Raw genomic sequence first — 22,886 nt, 5'->3', positions numbered from 1 at the left:
CCTTTAACTTTCTACTGAAAGACAAAAGAGGATGCCTTACGACATCCTCTTTTATGTTTATTAGTTTAATCCAGTTTATTCTCCGAAGAAATAACCGTATTGTTTCCAAAGTTCTGCAGTTGCTTTCTGCACATCGGCATCTTTGTATTGCTCACCCAACATTTTCAAACGTTGTAAGCCTACTAATGCTAAACGTACATTACGTTCTGCCGACAAATCTTTGATGTATTGATTTGAAGCGAAATAATGCATGTTCTCTTTGATATACGTCAAATTACGTAATGCAATTTCTTTTGCTTTAGCTGATTCCCCTGTCTGATACATGGCATCCAATAACGGAATATAACTCATAGCTTCTCCCATTTGGAAGATTTTCTTTGGAAGATTTTCGTAAGCTTTCAACACTACATCGTGCGCTTCTTTTTTCTTACCATCCTGTAGTAAGTTTTGTGCAGTCTCTCCAAATATAGAACTCAAATAGAATGTTAAATAACGGTATGTATCAGGATCCAAATATTTCGCTTTACTAATATTACCCCATTGGTATTTGTTCATGATTTTATCATAAACCTCCTCCGTATGTTGTACCGCACCTTGTTCCGCATCCTCTACTTTAGTATCTACAGGAATTAGGCGCAAAGCAAAACCTTCTGACACCAAGTATTTATCCAATCCCAAATAGAATTGTTGAGGAGTTGTCGTGGTAAAGTAAATAGGACGTTTCCAATTGTTATTTGCCAAAATAGATAATACCGACAATTCTGCACGAGAAACATAACCCATTGGATAAGTGAATGTCAATGAATCGACCACTGAATCTTGCCAAATAGCCGGAACAGCTTTATTCGCTAATACCGCTTGTTTATCAACTTGCAATTTCAAGTTTTTAGTAGGAAGAATATTAGCACTTTCACCAGACTGTAATGGCACTTTATTCTGTGGATCATCCGAAAGCATTACTTCTAAAGCAGCCTGTAAATCCACATTTCCTGGAATTTGATAATCGTAATAGTAAATCACATCACGAACACCATCTTTAATTTTTTCAGGATCAATATTAATTGGAAGTGCATCCGCATCATTTACTTTTTTCATCATCTGACGCATATACCAATCCGATGACAGCAAGCTCAAATTCACGACACGCACGTCAGTACGCACGCCCTCTACCTCCTGCAAATACCATAGTGGATAGGTATCATTATCTCCATAAGAGAATAAAATCGCATTAGGCGCACAAGACTCTAAATAGTTTAATGCCATATCACGCGAAAGTGATTTCTCCGATCTATCGTGATCATCCCAGTTTTGAGAAGCCAACAATACGGGTGCTGCAAAAACACCTAAAGCTGTAGCTCCAATAGCAGCGGATTTCACATTTACTTTTTTAGATAAGAATTCCCAAATCGCGATAACACCTAGACCAACCCAAATGGAGAAAGCATAGAACGATCCTGCATATGCATAATCACGTTCACGAGGTTGTAATGGAGACTGATTTAAATACAATACAATCGCCAAACCCGTAAAGAAGAACAGCAATAATACTACTAAAGCATCCTTTTGCTTTTTACCAAAATGCCAGTAAGCACCAATAAATCCAATTATCAATGGTAAGAAGAAGTAGGTATTGCGTGAAGGATTTTCTTTTTCGGAAGTAGACAAATCACTTTGACCCCCTACCAACATATTATCAATAGGTTTGATACCCGAAATCCAATTCCCCTCTAATGTAGAACCGTGACCTTGTACGTCATTTTGTCTTCCAACAAAATTCCATAAGAAATAACGGAAGTACATATGCCCGATTTGATAACCGAAGAAGAATTTTAAATTATCCGAAAAAGTAGGTTTTTCTTCCGGACCCAAACCTAAATATTGTCTATAGAAATTAGCATGTTCACCTCTATCGCTGTAGATACGAGGGAAAATTGTTTCACGATCATAACTATATTTTGTTTTCTTACGCGCTACTACATATTTATCTTTGTCTTTGCGGTATACATTACCTGCATCAAATGCGTCTGTTGGTTTCGCATCGAAATATTTTCCTTTAAATAATGGTTCATCTCCGTATTGCTCACGGTTCAAATAACTTAGGAATGCAAAAGCATTATCAGGATCCGAGTTATTCAATGTGGGATCAGCTTTAGCACGAATCGTAATCATTGCAAACGAACTATATCCGAAGATGATAAATCCTAAAGAAACTAAAGCTATGTTTAGAATAGGTTTTACTTTTTTGATGGAATACCAAATACCGAATATTAATCCACCTACAACTAATAAAGCAAAGAAAGTAACTCCAGTTCCGAATCCCAAGCCCAAGGTATTGACAAAGAATAAATCGGTAAACGCAGCAAACTTAATTAAGTATTGAATGACGCCCCATAAGATAAGTCCTAAAACGACAACACCAATCATAAATGCTTTAAAAGCACCAACCTTAGTAATTTGTTTAGATCTTCTGAAATAAATAACCAATGCAATAGCAGGAATTACCAATAAGTTCAATAAGTGAACCCCTATGGAAAGTCCCATAACATAAGCAATGAAGATTAACCAACGATCCGCTCCTTCTTCATCAGCACGTACTTCCCATTTCAGAATAGCCCAAAAAACCACAGCAGTACATAATGAAGACATCGCATACACCTCTGATTCTACGGCTGAAAACCAAAATGTATCTGTAAAAGCATAAGCTAATGCTCCCACAACACCTGCTCCCATTACTACAATAGTTTGCGTGGGATTTAATGCGGTGGATAAATTAGCATTTCCTACAAAGATTTTACGTCCTAAAGCGGTAATTGACCAAAACAAGAACAATATGGTAAGCCCAGAACTAACCGCAGATCCCACATTCATCCAATACGCAATTTGGGTTTTATCCCCCATCGCCATATTCGAGAAGATGTTTTGAATCATCAAAAACAAAGGAGCTCCAGGTTGGTGAACGATCTGCATCTTGTAAGCAGAAGCGATAAACTCCCCACAGTCCCACCAACTCGCGGTGCGTTCAGCAGTCACGACATAAACAAGTGTAGCTACGAAAGCACAAAGCCATCCCAGCAGATTGTTAATCTTATTGTAATTCATCATATATGTTAATTGCTCTAGAAAATAGATTTGTCAGGCTTCCGTTTATATTTTCAGTAGTTACTCGACAAATCAAGCCAACAAACGGTTAATTGTTTATAAACTCGATTCGAAAATAAGGAATACATTGATACAAATGAATAAATAAATCATATTTTAACACAGCTTTACACTTTTGGAGACTTCAAATGATATAATGGGCATAAACGAATAAAAAATATTGTCCTGAAAATCAACAGAGATACGTGCAGGAAGCAAAAAAAATTTGACGAGTAAAAAAATCAGCGTATATTTGCATCGTCAAACAAGGAACAATGACACAAAAGTTTGATAATGTTTGTCCGATAGTATAAGGGTAGTACGACAGTTTTTGGTTCTGTTTGTCTTGGTTCGAATCCAGGTCGGACAACAAAAGAGAGTTATGAAGAATAGCTCTCTTTTTTGTTTTTATGAAAATTTAAAAAAAGATAAAATAGTGTTTGACATTTTAAACAGAGTTTTTATCTTTGCACAACGAACGAAATACTAGTCTTTTCTAGTAGAAAGGTTCGAGGGATTGTCCGATAGTATAAGGGTAGTACGACAGTTTTTGGTTCTGTTTGTCTTGGTTCGAATCCAGGTCGGACAACAAAAGAGAGTTACAAATTTTGTAGCTCTCTTTTTCTTTTTACGATAATTCACTAACTAAACAAAGGTGTTTTTATTTCTCACTATAGTCTTTTTATTTTCGATTTCATTTGTCTAACTTTGTCCATCATTCATAAAAACATATAAATACAACAACACCATGCCTTTGCAATTTAACACGGTTAAATTATTTGCAGGTTCAGGAACTCAGGAACTAGCAGAAAAAATCGCCCAATCGTACGGGAAAGCCTTAGGAGAAAAGACACTATCGAAATTCAGTGACGGCGAAATTCAACCGTTCTACAATGAATCTGTAAGAGGAGCTGACGTATTCCTAATCCAATCTACCAACCAACCTACCGACAATCTTTTCGAATTATTATTGATGATCGACGCAGCAAAGAGAGCTTCAGCTCACTATATTACTGCTGTAGTACCTTATTTTGGTTTCGCTCGTCAAGACCGTAAAGACAAACCTCGTGTAGCTATTGGTGCTAAAATGATTGCAAACTTGATCACTGCTGCTGGAGCTAGCCGTATCATGACAATGGACTTGCATGCTGCTCAAATTCAAGGATTTTTCGATATCCCTGTTGATCATTTAGATGGTTCTGTGATTTTTGTTCCTTACATCAAATCATTGAACCTTCCTAACTTGACAATTGCATCTCCAGACATGGGTGGATCATACCGCGCACGTACATTTGCTAAATTCTTCAATGCGGAAGTAATCATCTGTGACAAACGTCGTAAACGTGCCAATGAAATCGAATCTATGTCTATCATTGGTGATGTAACTGGTCAAGACGTGGTATTGATCGATGACATCTGTGACACTGCAGGTACTCTTTCAAAAGCTGCCGCTTTGATTATGGAAAATGGTGCTAATTCAGTAAGAGCGGTATGTACTCACGCTGTATTATCTGGTAAAGCTTACGAAACAATTGAAAACTCTGTATTGACAGAAATGATCGTAACAGATACTATTCAATTAGATGCTGAAAAAGCTAAAAACTCAACTAAAATTAAAGTATTATCTACTGCAGATTTATTTGCTAAAGCAATTAAGAGCGTAAACCAACACTCTTCAATTTCTGACTTATTCGAAGTAGAATAATATCCATAGATATTTGTTTACAAAAGCGAGATAAAATGCAAATTTTATCCCGCTTTTGTTTTATACCTCTTTTATTATATATTCCCGTCAAAAAAAAGGGATGAACATACTGTTCACCCCTAAGAAACCAATTATAAAATATAAAACTAATTACAATTTTTTAATACGAATATTTCTGAAAAACACTTCCGTACCGTGTCCCAAGAAACCAATGTGTCCCTGAGTTTGCTTTAATCCTGGATGATCTTTCTTATCAGCTGTACCATTTTTTGTAGCCTCTTTGATATCTCCGTCTACGATTACTTTTCCATTCAATGTTACTTTAATTTTAGAACCTTGAATACGAATCTCTTCTTCGTTCCACTCGCCCAAAGGTTTCAAAGCTCCGCGCTTAGCAGCAATGATTCCATATACAGAACCATGATATTGGTACGGCTGCAAATTTTTGTATACATCTGCGTTGTCGTCCAATACCTGAATTTCATAACCTAAATAAGCAGCATCCCCTTCGATGGGTGTACGGATACCTACGCCATTGTTGGCCCCAGGAGTTAATTTGAATTCGAAACGGTATACAAAATCACCATATTGTTCTTTGGTATATATGTTCTTACCGAATTTGGCATCTGGATTTGCACGCAAAGAGCCTTCAGCATCAATTTCGTAAGCTGGAGATTCCGTCCATTTATCCAAGTTTGTTCCGTCAAACAGCATTTCGAAACCTTCTTTTTTCTCTTGCTCACTTAAAGAGCACGTTACTTTACGAGGCAATTCTTTTAGGTACACATCACGATACCATACGCGCGAGCCATGTGCTTGTAATTCGATTTGTTCTGTTGGGAAAATTGATTGGTTACGATCCCAATAGTTTTCTAAGGTTACATTATCTACAACCAACTCACCATTCAACCAAACCCAAACTTTCTCCCCTACCATGCGAATTTTGAAGTTATTCCATTCGCCAAGCGGATTATCCGCTACTTTAGAAGGTTTTGATGCGTGTTTTTGGTTATTATACAGACCACCCGAACCGACTTGTGCACCTACATTTGTACGGGAGATATCCCAAATCTGTACTTGAGGTGTTCCTCTCAAATACACCCCTGCATCGGGCTCTTTACCATTTTTGTCTAACTTCCAATCCAATATTAGCTCAAAGTCACCATATTGTTTTACAGTAGCAATATTATCGCCATGTCCTGAAAACACTAAACTTCCATTCTCGACAGACCAACTTTCGCGCATTTTCTTATCCGCATCCGCTTGCTTAGTTGCTAATTCTTTTTCAGACATTTTAGCGCGTTTGATAGGATTTTCTACCAAACCTTTCCAACCTGTCAAATCCTTTCCATTGAATAAAGCAACGTAACCCTCACCTTTAGGCATTTCGGCCAGATGACGGACGATAGCTTCACGCAAATAAGAACTTTCAGAACCCGAAAGATTATTTTTAGCAGATTCTAACCAATTACGCACATCGGTACCAATGAACGATTTGTTATCCGAAGCAATATTCATTACCACATCTGTAGCCGTACCTTTCAAATCATTGTCATTCAAAAATTTGCTAGCGAATGCTAAGGCAGAATACGTACCTGTTGATTTAAGACTTGCTAAAGCCGTATTTTTTTGTCTTGCAGTTTGTGCGAACTCAAAAGCATCTTTCAATAAGATTGTTTTTTGATCATTATTCACTGAACTTGCATTCAATTGCTTGATAAAGCCATTGAACACCGTATTGAAAACAGAAGCATCTTTTTCTTGACGCAATAGTGTCGTCAAGGTTTCCAAAGAAGAAGGATTTGACCAATTTGCTAGTGAGTTGATGGCTGCAACACGAAGAGGATTATCTGTTCCAATATAATTCTTAACGGTTTGCAATGCTTCAGCACTTCCTTCTCCCGCAAAAATTGGGAAATAGCGTGCTGATGAAGGTGCTAATGAACGTGAAATATTAGCAGCTAATTTCTTAACGATATTTTGCTTGTCAGCGTTATTTTGCAAAGCAACAATCGCAGCTTCTTGTACTAATTTTACCTCTTTCTCATCTGCTTCTCCCAATAGTTCGGCTACAGTATTGAAATCGCTATCATTCACCACATTTGGCAAAGCGGCAAAAGCGGCACTTCTTACTGCGCCATTCGAAGTATTTATTAACTTGAATATTTCAGAAGAAGATTGGACATTCGAGCGTTTGGCTAATACATCTAATAAAGCTAATTGTGTTTTTTCATCCGCTGAAGCCAGTGAAGCATTAACCACATCGATAGTTTTCGCGTCATTAGCTGTTAACAATAATGTTTTCAGCACAGCCAATTCTTTCTCTGAAGCAGAAGAAATCTGCTTTATAACAAATTCGGTATTGTTGCCTTTAGTCAAAGTAGATAATGTATTGTATGCGGCAATACGTGAATCTTCCCCTTTTATCTTAGCCAAACTTTTCTCTAAAACTTTAACCGAAGCGGTAGCGTCATTTGTTTTCAAGAAATTTAACACGCTTTCTTGTGCTTCTGGATTTAATTTCACCAAGGAAGAAGTAATATTCTTCATTTCTAAAGCTGTTACATTCGAGCTTAACAAACCTAAAGCAACATTTCTTAAAATCGGATTTTCATCCTTAGTTAAAGCCAACAAGTTTTTGCGCTGCCCTTTCGCATCTACACGAGCTAATAACTCTAACGCTGCTACCTTAGCTCCAATAGCTTTGTCAGCAGAAGCTTCATTATACACTCTGGAAGCAATGTTTTGCGCTAATTTAGTATCGCCATTCTTCGCTAAATTGTTTGCGTATTCTAACAACAAAGCGGAAACATTTGTGCGGTCAAAAGCCAAATCATTTGCTTTTGCTCTAGCATATAGTACATCGTACGACTTAGAAGTACCTAATTTGCTCAATGCTGCATAAGCATTATATTGAAAATTATCCGATTGGTATGTTTTCAATAATTCTAAAATACGGTCTTCTGCATCCGTATTTTTCAATTCGCCCAATGCGCCAATTATAGCCGTAGCTGTTTTTTCAGTGACATTCCCCGCTAAAGCTTTATTCAAAGCGGCAGCAGATTCTTTGGTATGGATAGCACTTAATACACGAGCCGCCTTTTCAGCTAAATATTCATCTGTCAAGAAAGTAGAAACTTTTTCAACAGCCTCATTCTTTCCGCAAAATTTCAACAATTCCAGCGCATAGCCTTTATTGTTATTATCTTTCAATTTGTCCAATGCAGCCAAAATTCCTTTAGCATATTTCTCACGAGCGGCTTCTTTACCTGGCTGCATGACATACAATGCATATGAATTTGTTGCGTATTCAACTGTAGCATTGTCTTGTCCCTGAGAACGTAGTTTAAGTAATAACTGTGCTACATCTTCGGAAGAAAAGTTTTCCAACTCACCCATTGCCAAAAGGAATTTGTTTTTCTCTTCGGCAGGCTGTTGAGCCAATACATCCGCAATTTTGGTTTCTGTTGTACGCCCAGCAGGCTGTTGGGCATAAGATGCTGTTTGCAACAGCAATAATATCGATATAGTATTAAAAATCTTTTTCATAGGTAAAATTACATTGTCCAAGGACCTCTCATTGGCTGATTAATCAATCTGTTTGCTGCTTCATCATTTACAAACTCTTGCTTGTCCGAGTCGAAATGTAAGGTTCTATTCAAACGTAAAGCCGCTAACCCCAAATTCACCAACGTACAGGAGTAATACCCATTTTCTTCGTTCAATGCAAATTTTTGACGTGTGCGCACAGCTTCTACAAAATCTGTCATTTGAGGAGCAGGATCTGGATATTGTGCCAGCTTACGTTCTAAATCTGGAATGTCAGATTTGAAACCTCGGTATAATTTTCCTTTGGGTCCTTCGATATAGGCTTTACCCACTTCTGTTCCTTCACCATCTAATATAATTTGACAGCCATCCGCATAAGTATAGGTAATCTTACGCCAAGTACCCACCGCATCCGAATGCTGTTGAGGAGCATCAACCTCTATTTTGATAGGACTTTCGCTGTCTTTACCCAAGAAGTATTGAACAGGGTCTAAATAATGCTGTCCCATATCTCCTAGACCACCGCCATCATAATCCCAATAACCGCGGAAAGTAGTATGCACTCGGTGCGTGCTGTATGGTTTATAAGGTGCAGGCCCTAACCACATATCGTAATCCAATTCTTTCGGTGCTTGTTCTACTGGAAGATTTTCTTTTCCTACCCAATAGAATTTCCAATCGAAACCTGTATGCTTGCTGATCGTTACTTTTAACGGCCAACCCAACATTCCTGTATCCACTACTTTTTTGATTTTCTTCACAGGCACATTCATACCGTAGAAGTTGGCATCAAAGCGGAACCATGTATTCAAACGAAAGATATTACCATGTTGTGCAATAGCTTCTTTGACTTTTTTACCCTCACCAATGGTACGTGTCATTGGTTTTTCACACCAAATATCCTTTCCTGATCGTGCCGCTTCAAGAGCCATCAATCCATGCCAGTGTGGAGGTGTCGCGATATGGACAATATCTACTTCTGGATTGTGGATCAAATCTCTAAAATCATGATGCTCTTTAATACCGCCTCCTAGTGCATTTTGAGCCAGCGCCAAATGCCTAGTATCTACATCACAAATGGCTACAGTTTTAGTACCTGCATACCCAAAGTGACCTCTTCCCATTGATCCTACCCCTATCACTCCTTTAGTAAGATGATCGGAAGGAGCCAAATACCCTTTACCCAAAACAAATCTTGGGACGATAGTAAAGGCAGCAGCTCCAATCAATGATTTTTTGATAAAATCACGTCTTGAAGAATTTTGTTTGTCCATATCGTATATAATTAATTGTATAAAATGAGTTAGTTATTCATATTTAAAGTAACCAGATTATTTTTAAAATAATCTTCTACTGTGTATCGCACTAGCCCTTGTGCATAGCCATTGTCATCCAATGAAGACAATTGTATCTCACATTTTTGTCGAATGGCATTCATTGTATATTTATTTAGACTCTGTTGAATTGGAATCGTAATTAAAGATCCCGCTTTAGCAAATTTTCCACTTAACACTACCGCTTCAGGATTTAGAATCTGTATAAGTAACGAAATCGCTTTTCCTAAATTATTCCCCAAGCTGGCAATTAAATCAATCGCATATTGATCACCTTGATTTGCTACTTGAATAATATGTTGAGGTTGAAGATCAGCAAGATTTTTTAGGTTTTTTAATAAGGTCGGAACACCCTTTTCAATATCAGCGCGAGCCTGATTAACCAAATACACTCCGGAAGCGATAGTTTCGAGACAACCTCTTTTTCCACAATAACATAATTCTCCCTCATCTACAAAGACCATATGTCCCATTTCTCCCGAAAAGCCCTCGTTACCCATGTAGACTTTTCCATCGATAATAATTCCTAATCCTATTCCCCAATCCATTAGGATGACCAATACGTTTTCTTTATCCTGTGCTGCACCATAAGCCAATTCACTGATGGCCGCGCCTTTCACATCGTTCACCATCGCAACGTGCTTCCCAAATTTTTGTTTTAAATAGTCTGAGATATTAAAGGAATTGTTACTGTAAAATGTTTGGTTAGTTCCGATTTTAAAATTGATGAGGCCTGGCATACTCAATCCTATTGCCGAAATGTTTTGTTCTTCAATATGTCTATCTTCAAAATATTGGAGTATAACTTGAACCAAATCCTCAATATCGCTTTCTTGTGTACTTATTTCAAATGGATAAGACTTCGGCTCGAACAACACATTATTATTGTTGTCCATCACGACCATGCGCACTGCAAATCGCTCTATTTCCACACACAATACATTGAATATACCATCATTGATTTGATACAGAACTGGTTTTCTTCCCCCAATAGATTCTCCCTTATCCTTAGGCACAAGCATTTTACGCTGATGCAAATCTAAGACCAGACTATTCATTGTAGGAAAACTCAATCCCATGTCTTGAACAAGATCGCCCAACGTCAACATTTCCTTGTCGAATAACGTCCTCATCAGCTTCACTTTATTTAAAGCTGATTTTCGTGTTATCGTTGTCTTTGCTGCCCGAACTTCTTCTAACAAATCTTCTAGTAAACTCATAAAGTAGGTTATACTCAAAAATAATCAAACAAAATGAACAAACGAAAAAAAATTATGGTATAACAAAAACTTTACTAAAAATTTTAATCAAGTCAGCTCTGGGGTTAGCAAATTTTGGTAAATAATAGAAGTCAAGAACTTATATAGTTCCCTAATAGATAAATTAGTAAAATAAGACCTTGAAATGAAAGAATTATTCTTTATCTTTGCAACTCAATTTTTAAAATTATCAAAATGAAATCAATTGCTATTAGCGGTTCTGTAAGACAGAACGTAGGGAAAAGAGATGCAAAAGAATTGCGTTACCAAGGACAAGTTCCTGCAGTTCTTTACGGTGGTACTACTCAAACTCACCTATCTGTATCCGCAGCTGATTTGAAACCAGTTCTTTACACTCCAGATGTAGTATTCGTAGAATTAAACATCGAAGGAAAAACTGTAAAAGCTATCGTTCAAGACGCTCAATTCCATCCATTAACTGATTTAGTTACTCATATTGACTTTTTAGAGTTATTTGATGATAAAGAAGTATCATTAAATATCCCTATTCAATTAACTGGTACTTCTCCAGGTGTTAAAATGGGTGGTAAATTAGTTCAAAAATTACGTAAATTACGCGTTAAAGCATTACCTACAAACATTCCTCAAGTTATCGAAGTTCCTATGGAATCTTTAGAGGTTGGTAAATCTTTCCGCGTAGCTCAAGTTCAATTAGAGAACGCAAAAGTATTAAACAACGCTGACGATACTATCGTATCAGTAATCATGTCACGTGCATTACGTCAAGCAGAGCAAGAAGCTGCTAAAGCTGCTAAAGGCGGTAAGAAAAAATAATTTTTGCTTCGTCGCAAAAATGAAGGGCATCGAAATATCGATGCCCTTTTTTCGTTGCATATAAAATCATTTTTTACCTTTGTAGCATGAATTTTTTGATCGTTGGTCTTGGAAATATAGGCAGTGAATATGCTGACACAAGGCATAATATAGGGTTTATGGTGGCAGATGAACTAGCTAAACAAGCTGGCACTACTTGGTCTCTTCTGAAACATGCCTACTATACAGAATTCAAAATGCGCGGGCATAATGTCTACGTCATAAAACCAACCACCTATATGAACTTAAGTGGCAAGGCCGTCAATTATTGGATGCAACAATTGAAAGTTCCTATAGATAATATATTGGTTATTGTTGATGATCTCGCTATTCCATTTGGATCACTGCGCATCAAACCAAAAGGTTCTGCGGCAGGGCATAATGGATTAAAATCCATTGAAGCTTTGTGTGGAGGACAAAATTACCCTAGACTTCGTTTTGGCATCGGTGATAATTATCCTAAAGGCAGACAAGTAGACTATGTATTAGGACCCTTTGACAAAGAAGAACAAAAAGAATTACCTGCATTAATTGAACACAGTGTCAAAATGGTGCATTCATTTGTTAGCATTGGCATCAACTTGACAATGACAAATTTGAATACGAAATAAGATTTTTTTTAAAATATAGAAAAAGCCACTTTTCAAAGTGGCTTTTTCTGTTTGGAGTATGAATGTTAATTTAATTGATACAATCGCATTCCAATGTTAGTACAAGAGAATACAGCATATAATTTACCATTGTAAACTGTCATATCTACGTCCATTGTTAAGTTTCCATTTGGATTGGTAGAAGGAATCAAATCGTCTAAAATCGGAGTAGAGAAGCCAGCTACTTCGCCACTAGTAATATCACAGATACGTAATACCGCACCTCTACCTGAAACATATGCAGTGTACGCTAAGTAAGTTCTGCCTTCATAAGCAATAACCTTACAATCAGAGGTAGAAATTCCAGATAATTTAAAATTCTCCGCCAAAAGATTGTTTGTCGAAATAATACCAGAGAATGTATTACCTACTGCTGCTACTACATATCCTGGCTGTCCATTAGGAAGCGGCTCTGCTGCCCAATAGTAACCTAAATTTGTAATAGGTAAAGTTAATTTCTGAGGAGTAGGGTTTAATACGCCATTTTTAACAGTCCATACCAAAAGATCTGTTTTTTGTGCCATACCGATGGTGATAGTTGCATCTCCATCCAAACTTCCCGAAATACTAATACCCGAAGAGCGTGGCACATAGCTAAATCCAAGACTTGTTTTCGAATAGCTGAAATATGGAACTGGTTTAGAAGTTAGATTATCCCATTTATATACGACATGAGTCGCATCGTTGATACCTAAATCTACTAATAATAATTTGCCTTTTGAATCCGACGCAATTTTTCTGAAACTGTGTACAGCTTTGATATCTGCTTTATCCAAAGTTCCAACATGTTGCCCAGAGAAGTTATAGTAGTTAGGACCTACCACAGTTGGTGCAGTAGCTGAGTAATTTGAAACCACAATATTATTACCACTGAACGCAACACCTACCAAATCATTATCAGGGAAGCCAAATGCACTGTATGCTTTTGTAAATAATGGTTTCAATGATAATTTAGGTACTGCTATTGTAAATTCTCTTTCTACACCATCAGAACCCGTGATTTTTACTTTGTTAGCACCAGATAATAAGTTCAGATTTGTACCTGTGAAACCCGCTTCGATTTTATTACCGAAACCAGCTTCAATCGTCACATTTGATTTTGAGAAATCTACCAACGATGGCACAAAAGGAGTAACCACATTTCCTGTCGATATCTGTACAGAATCAGTCGTAACACCATTAATCGTTAAACTTTTGATCGTTGCTGGTCCTACAATTTCCGTAGTAATAATAAATTCGAAAGGATATACCGTAGCTTCATCTACGCCTTTTACTTGAAAAGACGTTGGATTCGTATAATCTTTGGCCTGACCAGAAACGAAATCTAATAATGTACCGTTCAAGAATTCCATCGTTACTTTCAAGTTTTTCAAGTTTGTACCTTGAGGTACTTGAACGATTAAGGAATTGCTACTGGAATGAATGTCAGAAGCTGGAATGTTTAATCCTTCAATAATAAAAGTAGATAACAATGGAGCCGATACAATTTTCAATGTTGTATTTGCATTTTTTCCATTAAGACCTTCCAGAGATACATTGATAGGTTTGCGTACATCGTATTCTTTGTTGTTCTCAAAATCGGTTACTGAGCCATTCACCACCAACAATTCCACTTTCACATTCGAAAGATCACGACCTGCCGGAAGTGTTACTACCGTTTGGTCTTCAGAATAAGTCGGCGTATACAATTGATTATCCACTTTTACACCGACGATTTTAACATCTTGGTATTCGCGGGACAATTCATTTTCTTTTGAACAGGATGATGCTATGAAAAGCATCACCAGTCCAAATAAAAAACTATTAATATTTAATATCGTTTTCATAAAATAATCTTAAAAATTAGTTACCATAACCAGGGTTTTGCGTCAACCAAGGGCATTTGTTAATTTCCGTTTGCGGAATTGGCCACAAATAGAATTTATCTTCCCATGTTCTGCTTCTATCTCTTACACGAAGTTTTGCTGCATATGCTGCATAGCTAGCCACATCATTCAGATCTCTTTCTGAACCAGTACCTCCGTAAGAAGGAACCATATCCGGTGTAACCTGTGTGTAACCATCAGGATATGTTTGACCTGCTACTACACCTGTTGCTAATGGATAACCGTACGTAGGTTCAGCATTTTGGATGCCACCTAATCTCCATCTACGCATATCAAAGAAATAAAGTGATTCTTTAATTAGCTCAACTTTACGTTCTCTTCGTACAATCTGACGCATTTTTGCTTCGTTACCTGCACGTGATGGATCAGCCTGTAAAATTCCTGGCATACCTACACGAGCACGTACTTGGTCAATTGCATTTACCACTGTAGCATCCATTTCACCCATCTCAATTTTTGCTTCTGCATAGTTTAATAATACTTCTGCATAGCGCATCAGAATGATATTATATGTTGGGATAGCTGAACCTTCATCATCAAAATGATTGTACTTACGCCATGCATAGCCTACCCCACTTTGTACATATCCGTATTGAGCTACCGAACCAGTATAATCTGTATTGGTAACCATTTTCTCATTGCCTGCAGCATCCCAAGATTTGGTTTCAGGTTTATACAATTCCATTAAGAATTTTAATTTGTTGCTACCTGTATTACCGATAATAGTATCTTGGTGTGTGTAGATTGTATATTTCAAACGAGGGTCACGGTTTACAAAAGGCTTTTTAGGATCGTAACCTGAGTTAGCTTCATCAATACGCTTACCGTTGATTGTTTCGTAGGTATCCACCAATTGTTGCGTAGGGAAACGACCACTTTGACCAATCATACGCACCTGCTCACCTAACGACATATAGTGTGTACTCTTATCACCAAAGTCAGAAAACATCATGAAGAACATGTTTTCTCCTTTTACCTCAGGCTTCATTTGACCAACACGAGTGAACAAATCATTATAGTTTGGAGCTAATGTCCTACCGCCTTCGTCAATCACACGTTTTGCAGCTTCAGCAGAAATTCTGAAGTATTCTGTAGCTTTTGCTGCATCTTTCTTCGCGTCTAAGCCATGTCCAAATTTATTCCATGATCCTGCATATAAGGCAATACGCGATTTTAAGCCTAAAGCTACTGCTTTGTCTACACGTCCCCACTCATTGCTCTTCCAAGGCAATACAGCAGCAGCCTCATCCAAATCTTGGATAATAGCATCTACCACTTCTTGCCAAGGTTGACGTGTTGCGTTACGCAATTCTTCATCCGTCACAGGTTTTGTGAAGTAAGGTACATCGCCAAACAAACTTACCAACTGCATATTGTAATGTGCTCTCAATACTTTTACCTCTGCCAACAATACCTTTGAATTGTCATTCAACTGATTGATATAAGGCTCAGCTCCTGATAATACCGTATTACAACGCGCTACAGAAGTGTATAAGGTAGACCATATAAATTCAATAGTGAAATTAGAACGTAAATCTAAAGTCCCAGCGCCTATAGAAGCATTATCGGCACGCTCAATTCCGAAAGGCGTATACATATCCCAAAGAATTGACAATGGAATATTACTACTGCTACTGCTGGTATGATTCATTTTCAGACGTTGGTAACATCCGTTTGCACCCTGCTTAATAGCACCTTCATTGTTGTAAAAATTGGAGGATAAGTAATCACTTAAAGGTTCCTTATCCAAGTAGTTGCTACATCCTATAGTAGTTGCACCCAAGACACCCATACTACAGATAGCGAAAATATATTTTTTGAACGTTTTGTTTCTTATTAGTTTCATAATACACGGTTTTAAAATCAAAATCCAGTCTGTTTTTTAGGTTTAAAACTTGAAGTCCACGCCTAATGTATAGGTCTGCATAACAGGATAAAATTCTCCACCTACGCTACCTGAGTAAGAAACCTCAGGATCATATCCTTTATAGAAATTGCTCTTCGTAAATAAGTTTTGACCACTTACATATACGCGAAGGTTACTGAAGTTTGCTTTTTTCAAGATAGAGTTCGGGAAGTTGTATCCTAAAACCACATTTTTCAATCGCATATATGAACCATCTTTCACCCATTTGTCCGATCTTACGAAGTTGTCTGCTGAGTTTGCTTCAGGAACCAAAATCGGATAAGCTGCATTTGGATTTTCTGGTGTCCAATAATCCAATTGGTGTCTGAATAAATTGGAACCATTAGCAAAAGGCTTCAAACCTACACCACTCATGAAAGTAGAACGCTCGCCCACACCTTGGATGAATGTTGTTAAATCGAAGTTTTTGTAGGCTAAATTGATATTAACACCGTATTCGTAGTGCGGAAATGGATCACCTAAATAAACTTGATCTCTAGAATCAATTAATTTAGGGTCTATGCCTTCACCTTCAAAGATTTTCTTGTATTTAATATAACCAGGACGTGCTGCGTTACTCAATTTTGGAGAGCTATTTACATCATCCCAATCTTGGTAATAACCGTCTGACAAATACCCCCAAATACCATTATTTGGATAACCTTCCATCATGGATTTATCTTGAGAATTTAAACCATTAAGGTTAGTGATTTTATTACGGTTATCGCTTACTGAAACAGTTACATTGTATTTGAAATCGTTGATTTGGTTTTTGTACGCCAAAGCTATTTCCCAACCTTTGTTCTCCATATCACCTGCATTAGTGTACGCTGGTTGCATACCTGCATAGTATGGAAGCGCAAAAGTCAACAACATATCATAGATATTCTTAACATAGTAATCTGCTGTCAACGACAATTTGTTGCTCAACACATTTAAATCTAAACCAACGTTGTATTGTTCTGATTTTTCCCAGCTGATATTGCTATTAGACAATGTTGTTTGTGCAACACCTGGTACTAACTCTTTGCCATCACCTAAATAATAACCATAACCTGTATTGATAGTAGCCGTGTAAGGATAGTTACCAATCTCTTGGTTACCCAATAAACCGTATGAAGCTCTTAATTTCAAGAAATTAATCACACCTGAAGTTTTTTCCATAAACGATTCTTTCGAAATTACCCAACCTGCAGAAATTGAGGGGAAGAAACCCCATCTGTTTTCAGGAGTAAAACGTGATGAACCATCGTAACGACCTGATGCTTCTACCAAATATTTATCATCAAAAGTATAATTCACACGAGCATAACCTGACTGCATCGCCCAGCTGCTGGCACCACCACCTGAAGTAGCTGTTGCACCATCCCCATTATCCAAATAATATCTTTCTAAATCAAAACCTTGTTTGCTTCCGAAGAATGAAGTAGAATTGTGATCTTCAGCTTGGAAACCCACCAAGAATTTTGCGAAGTGATTACCTACTGATTTCTCGTAAGAAGCTTGTGTACGGTAATAGTTTCGGATAGTTTGGCTCCAGCTTTCTGTTAAGTTATCTTGTGCTGGATAAATACCTAATAAATTACCACGAAGAGATGTTTTGTAAGGTAAGATTAAGTTTGTATTTCTACCTTCCACTCTACGGTTAGAATATTGACCTATTAATTCCAATCCTTCAACTGGATTAATAGTTACTGATCCGTTCAACACTCTTTCATTCGTACGCGCATTTTTTGTACCACTCGCATACGCTAAAGCAGTAGGATTGTCACCATTTTTACCGTATCCCCAATATCCATCTAACTCTCTGGCTGCAGATAATGTAGGCAACATGTATAATGATTTGTTGATAATGCTTTTTGGCGTACTAGCACCTGGCTCTAAAGTTTTAGATTCACGAACAATAGTATTTAATCCCAAAGTCATCCAAGGCAATACTTTAGCATCCGCGTTTAATTGCACATTTAGACGGTCAAAATTATTATTAGGAATTAGACCATCTTGTTTCAAGTAGGAACCTGAACCGAAGAAAGTCAACTTGTCGCTACCTCCTGCGATGGAAAGGTTATGGTTGTGCATCAACGAGAAATCTTCTACTGTTTCCGCTTTCCAGTCTGTATCGTAGCGATTCCAGTTATCTGGTTTATATTTCTTTTGATCTTCGATCAATTGTATTTGCTGTTCACGTTGACTTGGTGATACCGAGATACCCGCATTGTCCCAAGCGTCTAATTCAGCTTGCAAATATTCGTAAGCTGATACTACATCAGGCATACTTGTAGGTCTTTGCATCATCGCATAACCGCTGTACGAAGTTGTGATTTTGCCAGCAGCACCTTTTTTAGTGGTTATCAAGATTACACCATTTGATGCTCTTGAACCGTAGATAGAAGCAGAAGCAGCATCTTTCAATACGGAAATTGATTCCACCGCATTCATATCTACTTGATTGATGTCCATTTCAATACCATCGACCAACACCAATGGTGAACTAGATGAGTTAATAGAGCCAATACCACGTATACGGATTGAACCGCCGTCAGCACCTGGTTGTCCCGAAGTTTGCTGAATGGTCACACCGGGCATTTTCCCTTGTAAAGCATTCGAAAGAGATGCTACATTTCTTTCTTTTAGCTCGGTACCGGAAATAGCAGAAACAGCCCCTGTTAAGGTGGCTTTCTTTTGTCTACTGTAACCTACGACTACTGTTTCTTCTAAATCGATAGACACTTCTTCTAACTCGACTTCAAGAAACGATTGACCTGTTAACAAAACTGACTTTTTGTTGTAACCAATTAAATTAAACACCAAAGTTTCATTTTTTGATACGCTAATTGAGAACTCCCCCTTCTCATTGGTACTTGTTCCTCTCGAGGAACCTTCTACAAGAACACTCACGCCTGATACCTTATTTCCTTTGTGTTTTACAACACCTTTCAACATGATATCTTGCGCAAATACAGTAATCCCTGTAAATAGTGCTAGGATTAATAAGACACTGTTTTTCATTTGAGATACATTAATTTAGATAATTTGGTTTTGATAAATTGTTATCATAGTTTAGTTGGAAATTCTGAATGAATAAAGCAGACATTATTCATTCAGAAAAATTGTCTTAATAGTGATATTCAATACTATATAATAGCCGGAACCTTAGATTCCAGTGCTTCATAAATTTTATACAATGCTCTAGGAACATGGAAACATCCTTTCCATTTTCCTCCTTTAAGAGTTAATAAAGGCTGACCTTGTCTATTTAAATACCCGTACCACTCCCCATATACAGGATCCGAGAATTTAGAAAAAGTATATGCATCCAGTTTCTCAAACCAAGCTTTACATTGTTCATTACCCGTGTACGCATAGCCTTTAGCCATACATACCAAAGCTTCTAGATGTACCCACCATAATTTCTGATCCCACTCCAACTGTTGTGGTGGACGGTTTAAAATATCTTTGAAGTATAGAATGCCTCCGAATTCCTGATCCCAACCGTATTCTAGTGCTCGAATTGCGATTTGAATACATTTATCCATCAATTTGGCATCTCCACGGCGATTCGCTAAGTCCATCATAAACCACATCGCTTCGATGATGTGCCCTGGATTTACCAAACGTCCTTCGAAGGTATCCGAAAAAGAGCCATCCAAATGCACACTCTCCATAATCAAACCGCTTTCTGGTTGATAAAACACCTCCATCACTTCGTGGATGATTTCATCAATTAGCTTTTCTACAGTTTGTGTCCCCACGATATGTTCTAGCTCTAAAGAAAGATTGCTCAAAATCATAGGCAGAGAAAAGCCTTTGAGATTTCTAGTACCTGGATAAGCTTTGTTGTATTTTCCTTTTGGATTACCCTGTCTTTCCAGGATACGGTTGAAAGTATCGACTGCAACTTGAGCGTATTCATCTTTATTGGTGATTTTGTACAAGGATGCTAATCCCATTGTCGCAAAACAATCCGAGAAAATGTTGTAAGGCTGCACTAAAGGTTTTCCTGTACGATCTAAGGCAAAGTACCAATGGCCATTCGCATCACGTCCAAGATCTAGGATGAAACGTGCACCATGTTCCCCTATCGATTTCCATTCTTCTTTGGCTTGCACTTTGTCGTACATGGTAGACATCGTCCAAATCTGACGGCCTTGAAGCCACATGAATTTGTCCGTATCAAACACAGAGCCATCACGCTCTAGGCATGTAAAATATCCCCCAAATTCTTTGTCTATTGAATATTTCTCCCAGAATGGAAGTACATTCTCTAATAATTCACTTTTATATTTTTTAACAAATTCTTCCATCACCAATCTATAGCGTTTCTATATATTCTTTATATCTATTGTACAAATGTCCAGCTTGCAAATACGCAGACTGTGGACTCATAAAATGTGAAAACTCGAAAGTAATCGCCTTATCGTATCCTGCACGTCGCGCCGCATCCAGTTTCAGTTTTAACTTCTCAAATTTGATAGGCAAAAATTTAATAGGCATATCACGATCAAATGACTCTGCATTTGTCCAACATTGCATATTGTATTTATCCGCCAACTTTTTATTGATTGTAAAAAAGTCCTCCAACTCGTGGTAGTCAATGTGTCCATCTTGGAAAGCTACTGCGTCTACAGAAGTATGGATTTCATGGAAAATCTCATTCCATTCTGTTTCATGTTGCTCCAAAGACACGACGTCATTTTTGGTTAAATTCGAGGATGCAGCCATTACCGCCTTTTTGCCGTCGATCCAAGGGGAAATAAAAGTAGGTAGACCGCCACTTACGCCTTTACATTGCTCACCTAGGATACGGAATGCACTTGCCGCTCCTTTAGTCTGACGGCTGATTTCCATACTTAAGTACCAACCCGCAAAGCTTGAATAGTGCCCGTATTTTTGCCATACCTCATCGATGACATATCGATTAGCATCGATTTCATGTTGCATCACACCAGTATCCCAATATTTGCCACTGTCATAAAGCCCAAAATAAAATTTCAGTCCATGTTTCTCGGCCAATTGCAAATACATTTCTACCAAATCCACTGGTGGTTGATAACAGCCATATTGATCTTGCAACCATGCGGAAGGATAGGTAATGAAACGTCTATACCCACTTCTGATCAAAATGACAGTATCTATTCCTATCGCTTTCATATGAGCGAAATCTCTATCCCACTCTTCTCTACCCCAGTTTTGGTGAGGTATGTCATGACTTATCTCGTCAATAAAAGTTCCCGTTATCCTCATTATAAATACTTCTTATCTTTCAAATATTTTGCCCATGCCAGGTAAGCGTCAATGTTGACATGTATGCCGTCATTGGTATACTCTGACTTCAATTCATAGTCATTCGCCAACACTTCCTTTACATTTACATATTGCACCTTATATTTTTTTGCCAATTGAACAATACCATCGTTCAATGCTCTAATATTTTGTTCTCTACCGCGTTGGTAATCATATTGGATCTTAGCCTCGTTGAGAGGCAATGTACTTTGTATATATATCCTCGTTTTGGGGCTTATTTCTTTAATGATTTTGATGATTTCTTCATAGTTTTTCAATGTCCATGATGTAGCATGCCCCCGCCCGATATCATTTATTCCCATCATCAAAAAGATTTTCTTTGGCTTGCATGATACCGCGTTTGCTACACGCGCCTTCATCCCAAATGTATTATCACCTCCAATACCACGATTAGCAATTTTATAGTTCGAAAAAAGCTCATGCCAAGGTCCTCTCTCGGTAATACTATTACCAAAAAATACCACATCGACCTTAGTCTTCTTTATGTTTTGATACAGTTTTTCGCGTGACTCATAGTACCAATTTTTGTAAGTGCTGTCTTGAGACATATCTTTTGTATTCTGTGAAAAAGCAACTTGTCCCACAAATAGCGTAAGAATGAATGCAATACAATATTTCATGTTATAATACCTTTATCTTTTTCAAATAATCTACTACTTCAATGTATGCCGCAACTTCCAAGTGGATTCCGTCTGGTGTAATTTCCTCCCGAAGCTGACCCTTTTTGTCCGTTACTATCTCATGAAGATTTACAAATTGAATATTCTTTTTCTCGGCAGCAATCTTTTTCAATGCGGCATTCAAAATAGCGACATCTGTATTTTTCACTGATTTAAACGCCTCGATAAGTTTGCTTTCATTGATAGGCAAAATGCTATTTAAGTAGATTTTAGTTTTTGGAGATTCCTTCTGTACCTTCTCTACTATTCTATAGTAATTCTTGATGATGTAAGAAGTAGGCACTCCCCGTTTCAAGTCATTTACACCGATCATCAAAAATATTTTTTTGGGCTGATGTCTGATTATTTCATCCAAACGAGCGACTACGCCAAATGAAATATCCCCACTAATTCCTCTATTCAAGATTGGTAATTCAGGAGCGATATCATTCCAACGGCCTGCATCTGTCAAACTATTCCCCACAAAAACAATTGCGCCTTTACGAACAGGGAGTTTATTAAACATCTCTAGCTTCTCCGTGAATCCAGAAAAGATGTAATTACTATCTACTTTAGTTGCCTCCTGTGCGTTCACTTGCGCTAGTGCGAAAAGACCACATATGACAGCAAACAAGTTTTTTTTCATTTCAAAAACAGTTAAT

14 protein-coding genes are annotated in these 22,886 nt (G+C 37.6%); 3 read left to right on the top strand and 11 right to left on the bottom strand.

What is annotated here, in order from left to right; all coding sequences use genetic code 11:
• Positions 1–75 precede the first annotated feature (75 nt).
• The gene (locus tag H8B04_RS01585; RefSeq protein WP_223815203.1) at positions 76–3,102 is read right to left on the bottom strand and encodes a glycosyltransferase family 117 protein; all 3,027 of its coding nucleotides are present in this window, start codon (positions 3,100–3,102) and stop codon (positions 76–78) included.
• 784 nt (positions 3,103–3,886) lie between these two features.
• On the opposite strand from H8B04_RS01585, the gene H8B04_RS01580 reads away from it, so the two are divergent.
• Entirely contained in the window at positions 3,887–4,843 is a 957-nt protein-coding gene (locus H8B04_RS01580; protein ID WP_165289989.1) for a ribose-phosphate pyrophosphokinase, read from the top strand.
• Between the two features lie 150 nt (positions 4,844–4,993).
• On the opposite strand, the gene H8B04_RS01575 is transcribed toward H8B04_RS01580, so the two are convergent.
• From H8B04_RS01575 to H8B04_RS01565, 3 genes are read right to left on the bottom strand one after another with little or no spacing between them, the layout of a single operon-like run.
• Positions 4,994–8,392, bottom strand: a complete 3,399-nt coding sequence (locus tag H8B04_RS01575; RefSeq protein WP_165289988.1) for a DUF1080 domain-containing protein — start codon at positions 8,390–8,392, stop codon at positions 4,994–4,996.
• A gap of 8 nt (positions 8,393–8,400) precedes the next feature.
• Positions 8,401–9,666, bottom strand: coding sequence for a Gfo/Idh/MocA family oxidoreductase (locus tag H8B04_RS01570; protein WP_190301241.1), 1,266 nt, complete (start codon positions 9,664–9,666; stop codon positions 8,401–8,403).
• A gap of 29 nt (positions 9,667–9,695) precedes the next feature.
• Positions 9,696–10,946 (bottom strand): ROK family protein, encoded by a 1,251-nt coding sequence (locus H8B04_RS01565; protein ID WP_165289986.1) that lies wholly within the window; start codon positions 10,944–10,946, stop codon positions 9,696–9,698.
• Positions 10,947–11,180: 234 nt separating this feature from the next.
• Here H8B04_RS01565 and H8B04_RS01560 point away from each other — a divergent pair, with 234 nt between their 5' ends.
• Positions 11,181–11,780 carry a 50S ribosomal protein L25/general stress protein Ctc gene (locus H8B04_RS01560; protein ID WP_165289985.1) on the top strand — a complete coding sequence of 200 codons (600 nt, stop codon included), beginning with the start codon at positions 11,181–11,183 and terminating at the stop codon, positions 11,778–11,780.
• Positions 11,781–11,866: 86 nt separating this feature from the next.
• Positions 11,867–12,430, top strand: coding sequence for an aminoacyl-tRNA hydrolase (gene pth, locus H8B04_RS01555; protein ID WP_165289984.1), 564 nt, complete (start codon positions 11,867–11,869; stop codon positions 12,428–12,430).
• A 65-nt stretch (positions 12,431–12,495) separates the two neighbouring features.
• Here the strand turns inward: pth and H8B04_RS01550 are convergent, their stop codons facing one another.
• From H8B04_RS01550 to H8B04_RS01520, 7 genes are all read right to left on the bottom strand, one after another.
• The gene (locus H8B04_RS01550) at positions 12,496–14,295 is read right to left on the bottom strand and encodes a DUF5018 domain-containing protein (protein ID WP_190301240.1); all 1,800 of its coding nucleotides are present in this window, start codon (positions 14,293–14,295) and stop codon (positions 12,496–12,498) included.
• A 16-nt stretch (positions 14,296–14,311) separates the two neighbouring features.
• Positions 14,312–16,201 carry a RagB/SusD family nutrient uptake outer membrane protein gene (locus tag H8B04_RS01545; RefSeq protein WP_206366768.1) on the bottom strand — a complete coding sequence of 630 codons (1,890 nt, stop codon included), beginning with the start codon at positions 16,199–16,201 and terminating at the stop codon, positions 14,312–14,314.
• Positions 16,202–16,243: 42 nt separating this feature from the next.
• Positions 16,244–19,270 carry a SusC/RagA family TonB-linked outer membrane protein gene (locus H8B04_RS01540; RefSeq protein WP_165289982.1) on the bottom strand — a complete coding sequence of 1,009 codons (3,027 nt, stop codon included), beginning with the start codon at positions 19,268–19,270 and terminating at the stop codon, positions 16,244–16,246.
• Between the two features lie 125 nt (positions 19,271–19,395).
• Positions 19,396–20,565 carry an AGE family epimerase/isomerase gene (locus H8B04_RS01535; RefSeq protein WP_190301239.1) on the bottom strand — a complete coding sequence of 390 codons (1,170 nt, stop codon included), beginning with the start codon at positions 20,563–20,565 and terminating at the stop codon, positions 19,396–19,398.
• A gap of 7 nt (positions 20,566–20,572) precedes the next feature.
• A complete protein-coding gene (locus H8B04_RS01530) occupies positions 20,573–21,505 on the bottom strand; it encodes a DUF4434 domain-containing protein (RefSeq protein WP_165289980.1) in 933 nt (310 codons plus the stop codon).
• The gene (locus H8B04_RS01525; RefSeq protein WP_165289979.1) at positions 21,505–22,185 is read right to left on the bottom strand and encodes a GDSL-type esterase/lipase family protein; all 681 of its coding nucleotides are present in this window, start codon (positions 22,183–22,185) and stop codon (positions 21,505–21,507) included. Before H8B04_RS01525 ends, H8B04_RS01530 begins: the two co-directional genes overlap by 1 nt.
• Position 22,186: 1 nt before the next feature.
• Positions 22,187–22,870, bottom strand: coding sequence for a GDSL-type esterase/lipase family protein (locus tag H8B04_RS01520; RefSeq protein WP_190301238.1), 684 nt, complete (start codon positions 22,868–22,870; stop codon positions 22,187–22,189).
• Positions 22,871–22,886: the final 16 nt, after the last annotated feature.

Source organism: Sphingobacterium litopenaei, from assembly GCF_014692495.1.
GTDB lineage: Bacteria > Bacteroidota > Bacteroidia > Sphingobacteriales > Sphingobacteriaceae > Sphingobacterium > Sphingobacterium litopenaei.
The sequence above is the reverse complement of the archived record's forward strand: the minus strand, read 5'-3'. Positions and strand labels throughout refer to the sequence as shown.

Bases quoted from the DNA above. Each gene is read 5' to 3' on its own strand.
- H8B04_RS01540 (WP_165289982.1), bottom strand. From the start codon at position 19,270: ATGAAAAACAGTGTCTTATTAATCCTAGCACTATTTACAGGGATTACT.
- H8B04_RS01530 (WP_165289980.1), bottom strand. From the start codon at position 21,505: ATGAGGATAACGGGAACTTTTATTGACGAGATAAGTCATGACATACCT.
- H8B04_RS01550 (WP_190301240.1), bottom strand. From the start codon at position 14,295: ATGAAAACGATATTAAATATTAATAGTTTTTTATTTGGACTGGTGATG.
- H8B04_RS01575 (WP_165289988.1), bottom strand. From the start codon at position 8,392: ATGAAAAAGATTTTTAATACTATATCGATATTATTGCTGTTGCAAACA.
- H8B04_RS01585 (WP_223815203.1), bottom strand. From the start codon at position 3,102: ATGATGAATTACAATAAGATTAACAATCTGCTGGGATGGCTTTGTGCT.
- H8B04_RS01545 (WP_206366768.1), bottom strand. From the start codon at position 16,201: ATGAAACTAATAAGAAACAAAACGTTCAAAAAATATATTTTCGCTATC.
- H8B04_RS01520 (WP_190301238.1), bottom strand. From the start codon at position 22,870: ATGAAAAAAAACTTGTTTGCTGTCATATGTGGTCTTTTCGCACTAGCG.
- H8B04_RS01580 (WP_165289989.1), top strand. From the start codon at position 3,887: ATGCCTTTGCAATTTAACACGGTTAAATTATTTGCAGGTTCAGGAACT.
- H8B04_RS01565 (WP_165289986.1), bottom strand. From the start codon at position 10,946: ATGAGTTTACTAGAAGATTTGTTAGAAGAAGTTCGGGCAGCAAAGACA.
- H8B04_RS01535 (WP_190301239.1), bottom strand. From the start codon at position 20,565: ATGGAAGAATTTGTTAAAAAATATAAAAGTGAATTATTAGAGAATGTA.
- pth (WP_165289984.1), top strand. From the start codon at position 11,867: ATGAATTTTTTGATCGTTGGTCTTGGAAATATAGGCAGTGAATATGCT.
- H8B04_RS01570 (WP_190301241.1), bottom strand. From the start codon at position 9,666: ATGGACAAACAAAATTCTTCAAGACGTGATTTTATCAAAAAATCATTG.
- H8B04_RS01525 (WP_165289979.1), bottom strand. From the start codon at position 22,185: ATGAAATATTGTATTGCATTCATTCTTACGCTATTTGTGGGACAAGTT.
- H8B04_RS01560 (WP_165289985.1), top strand. From the start codon at position 11,181: ATGAAATCAATTGCTATTAGCGGTTCTGTAAGACAGAACGTAGGGAAA.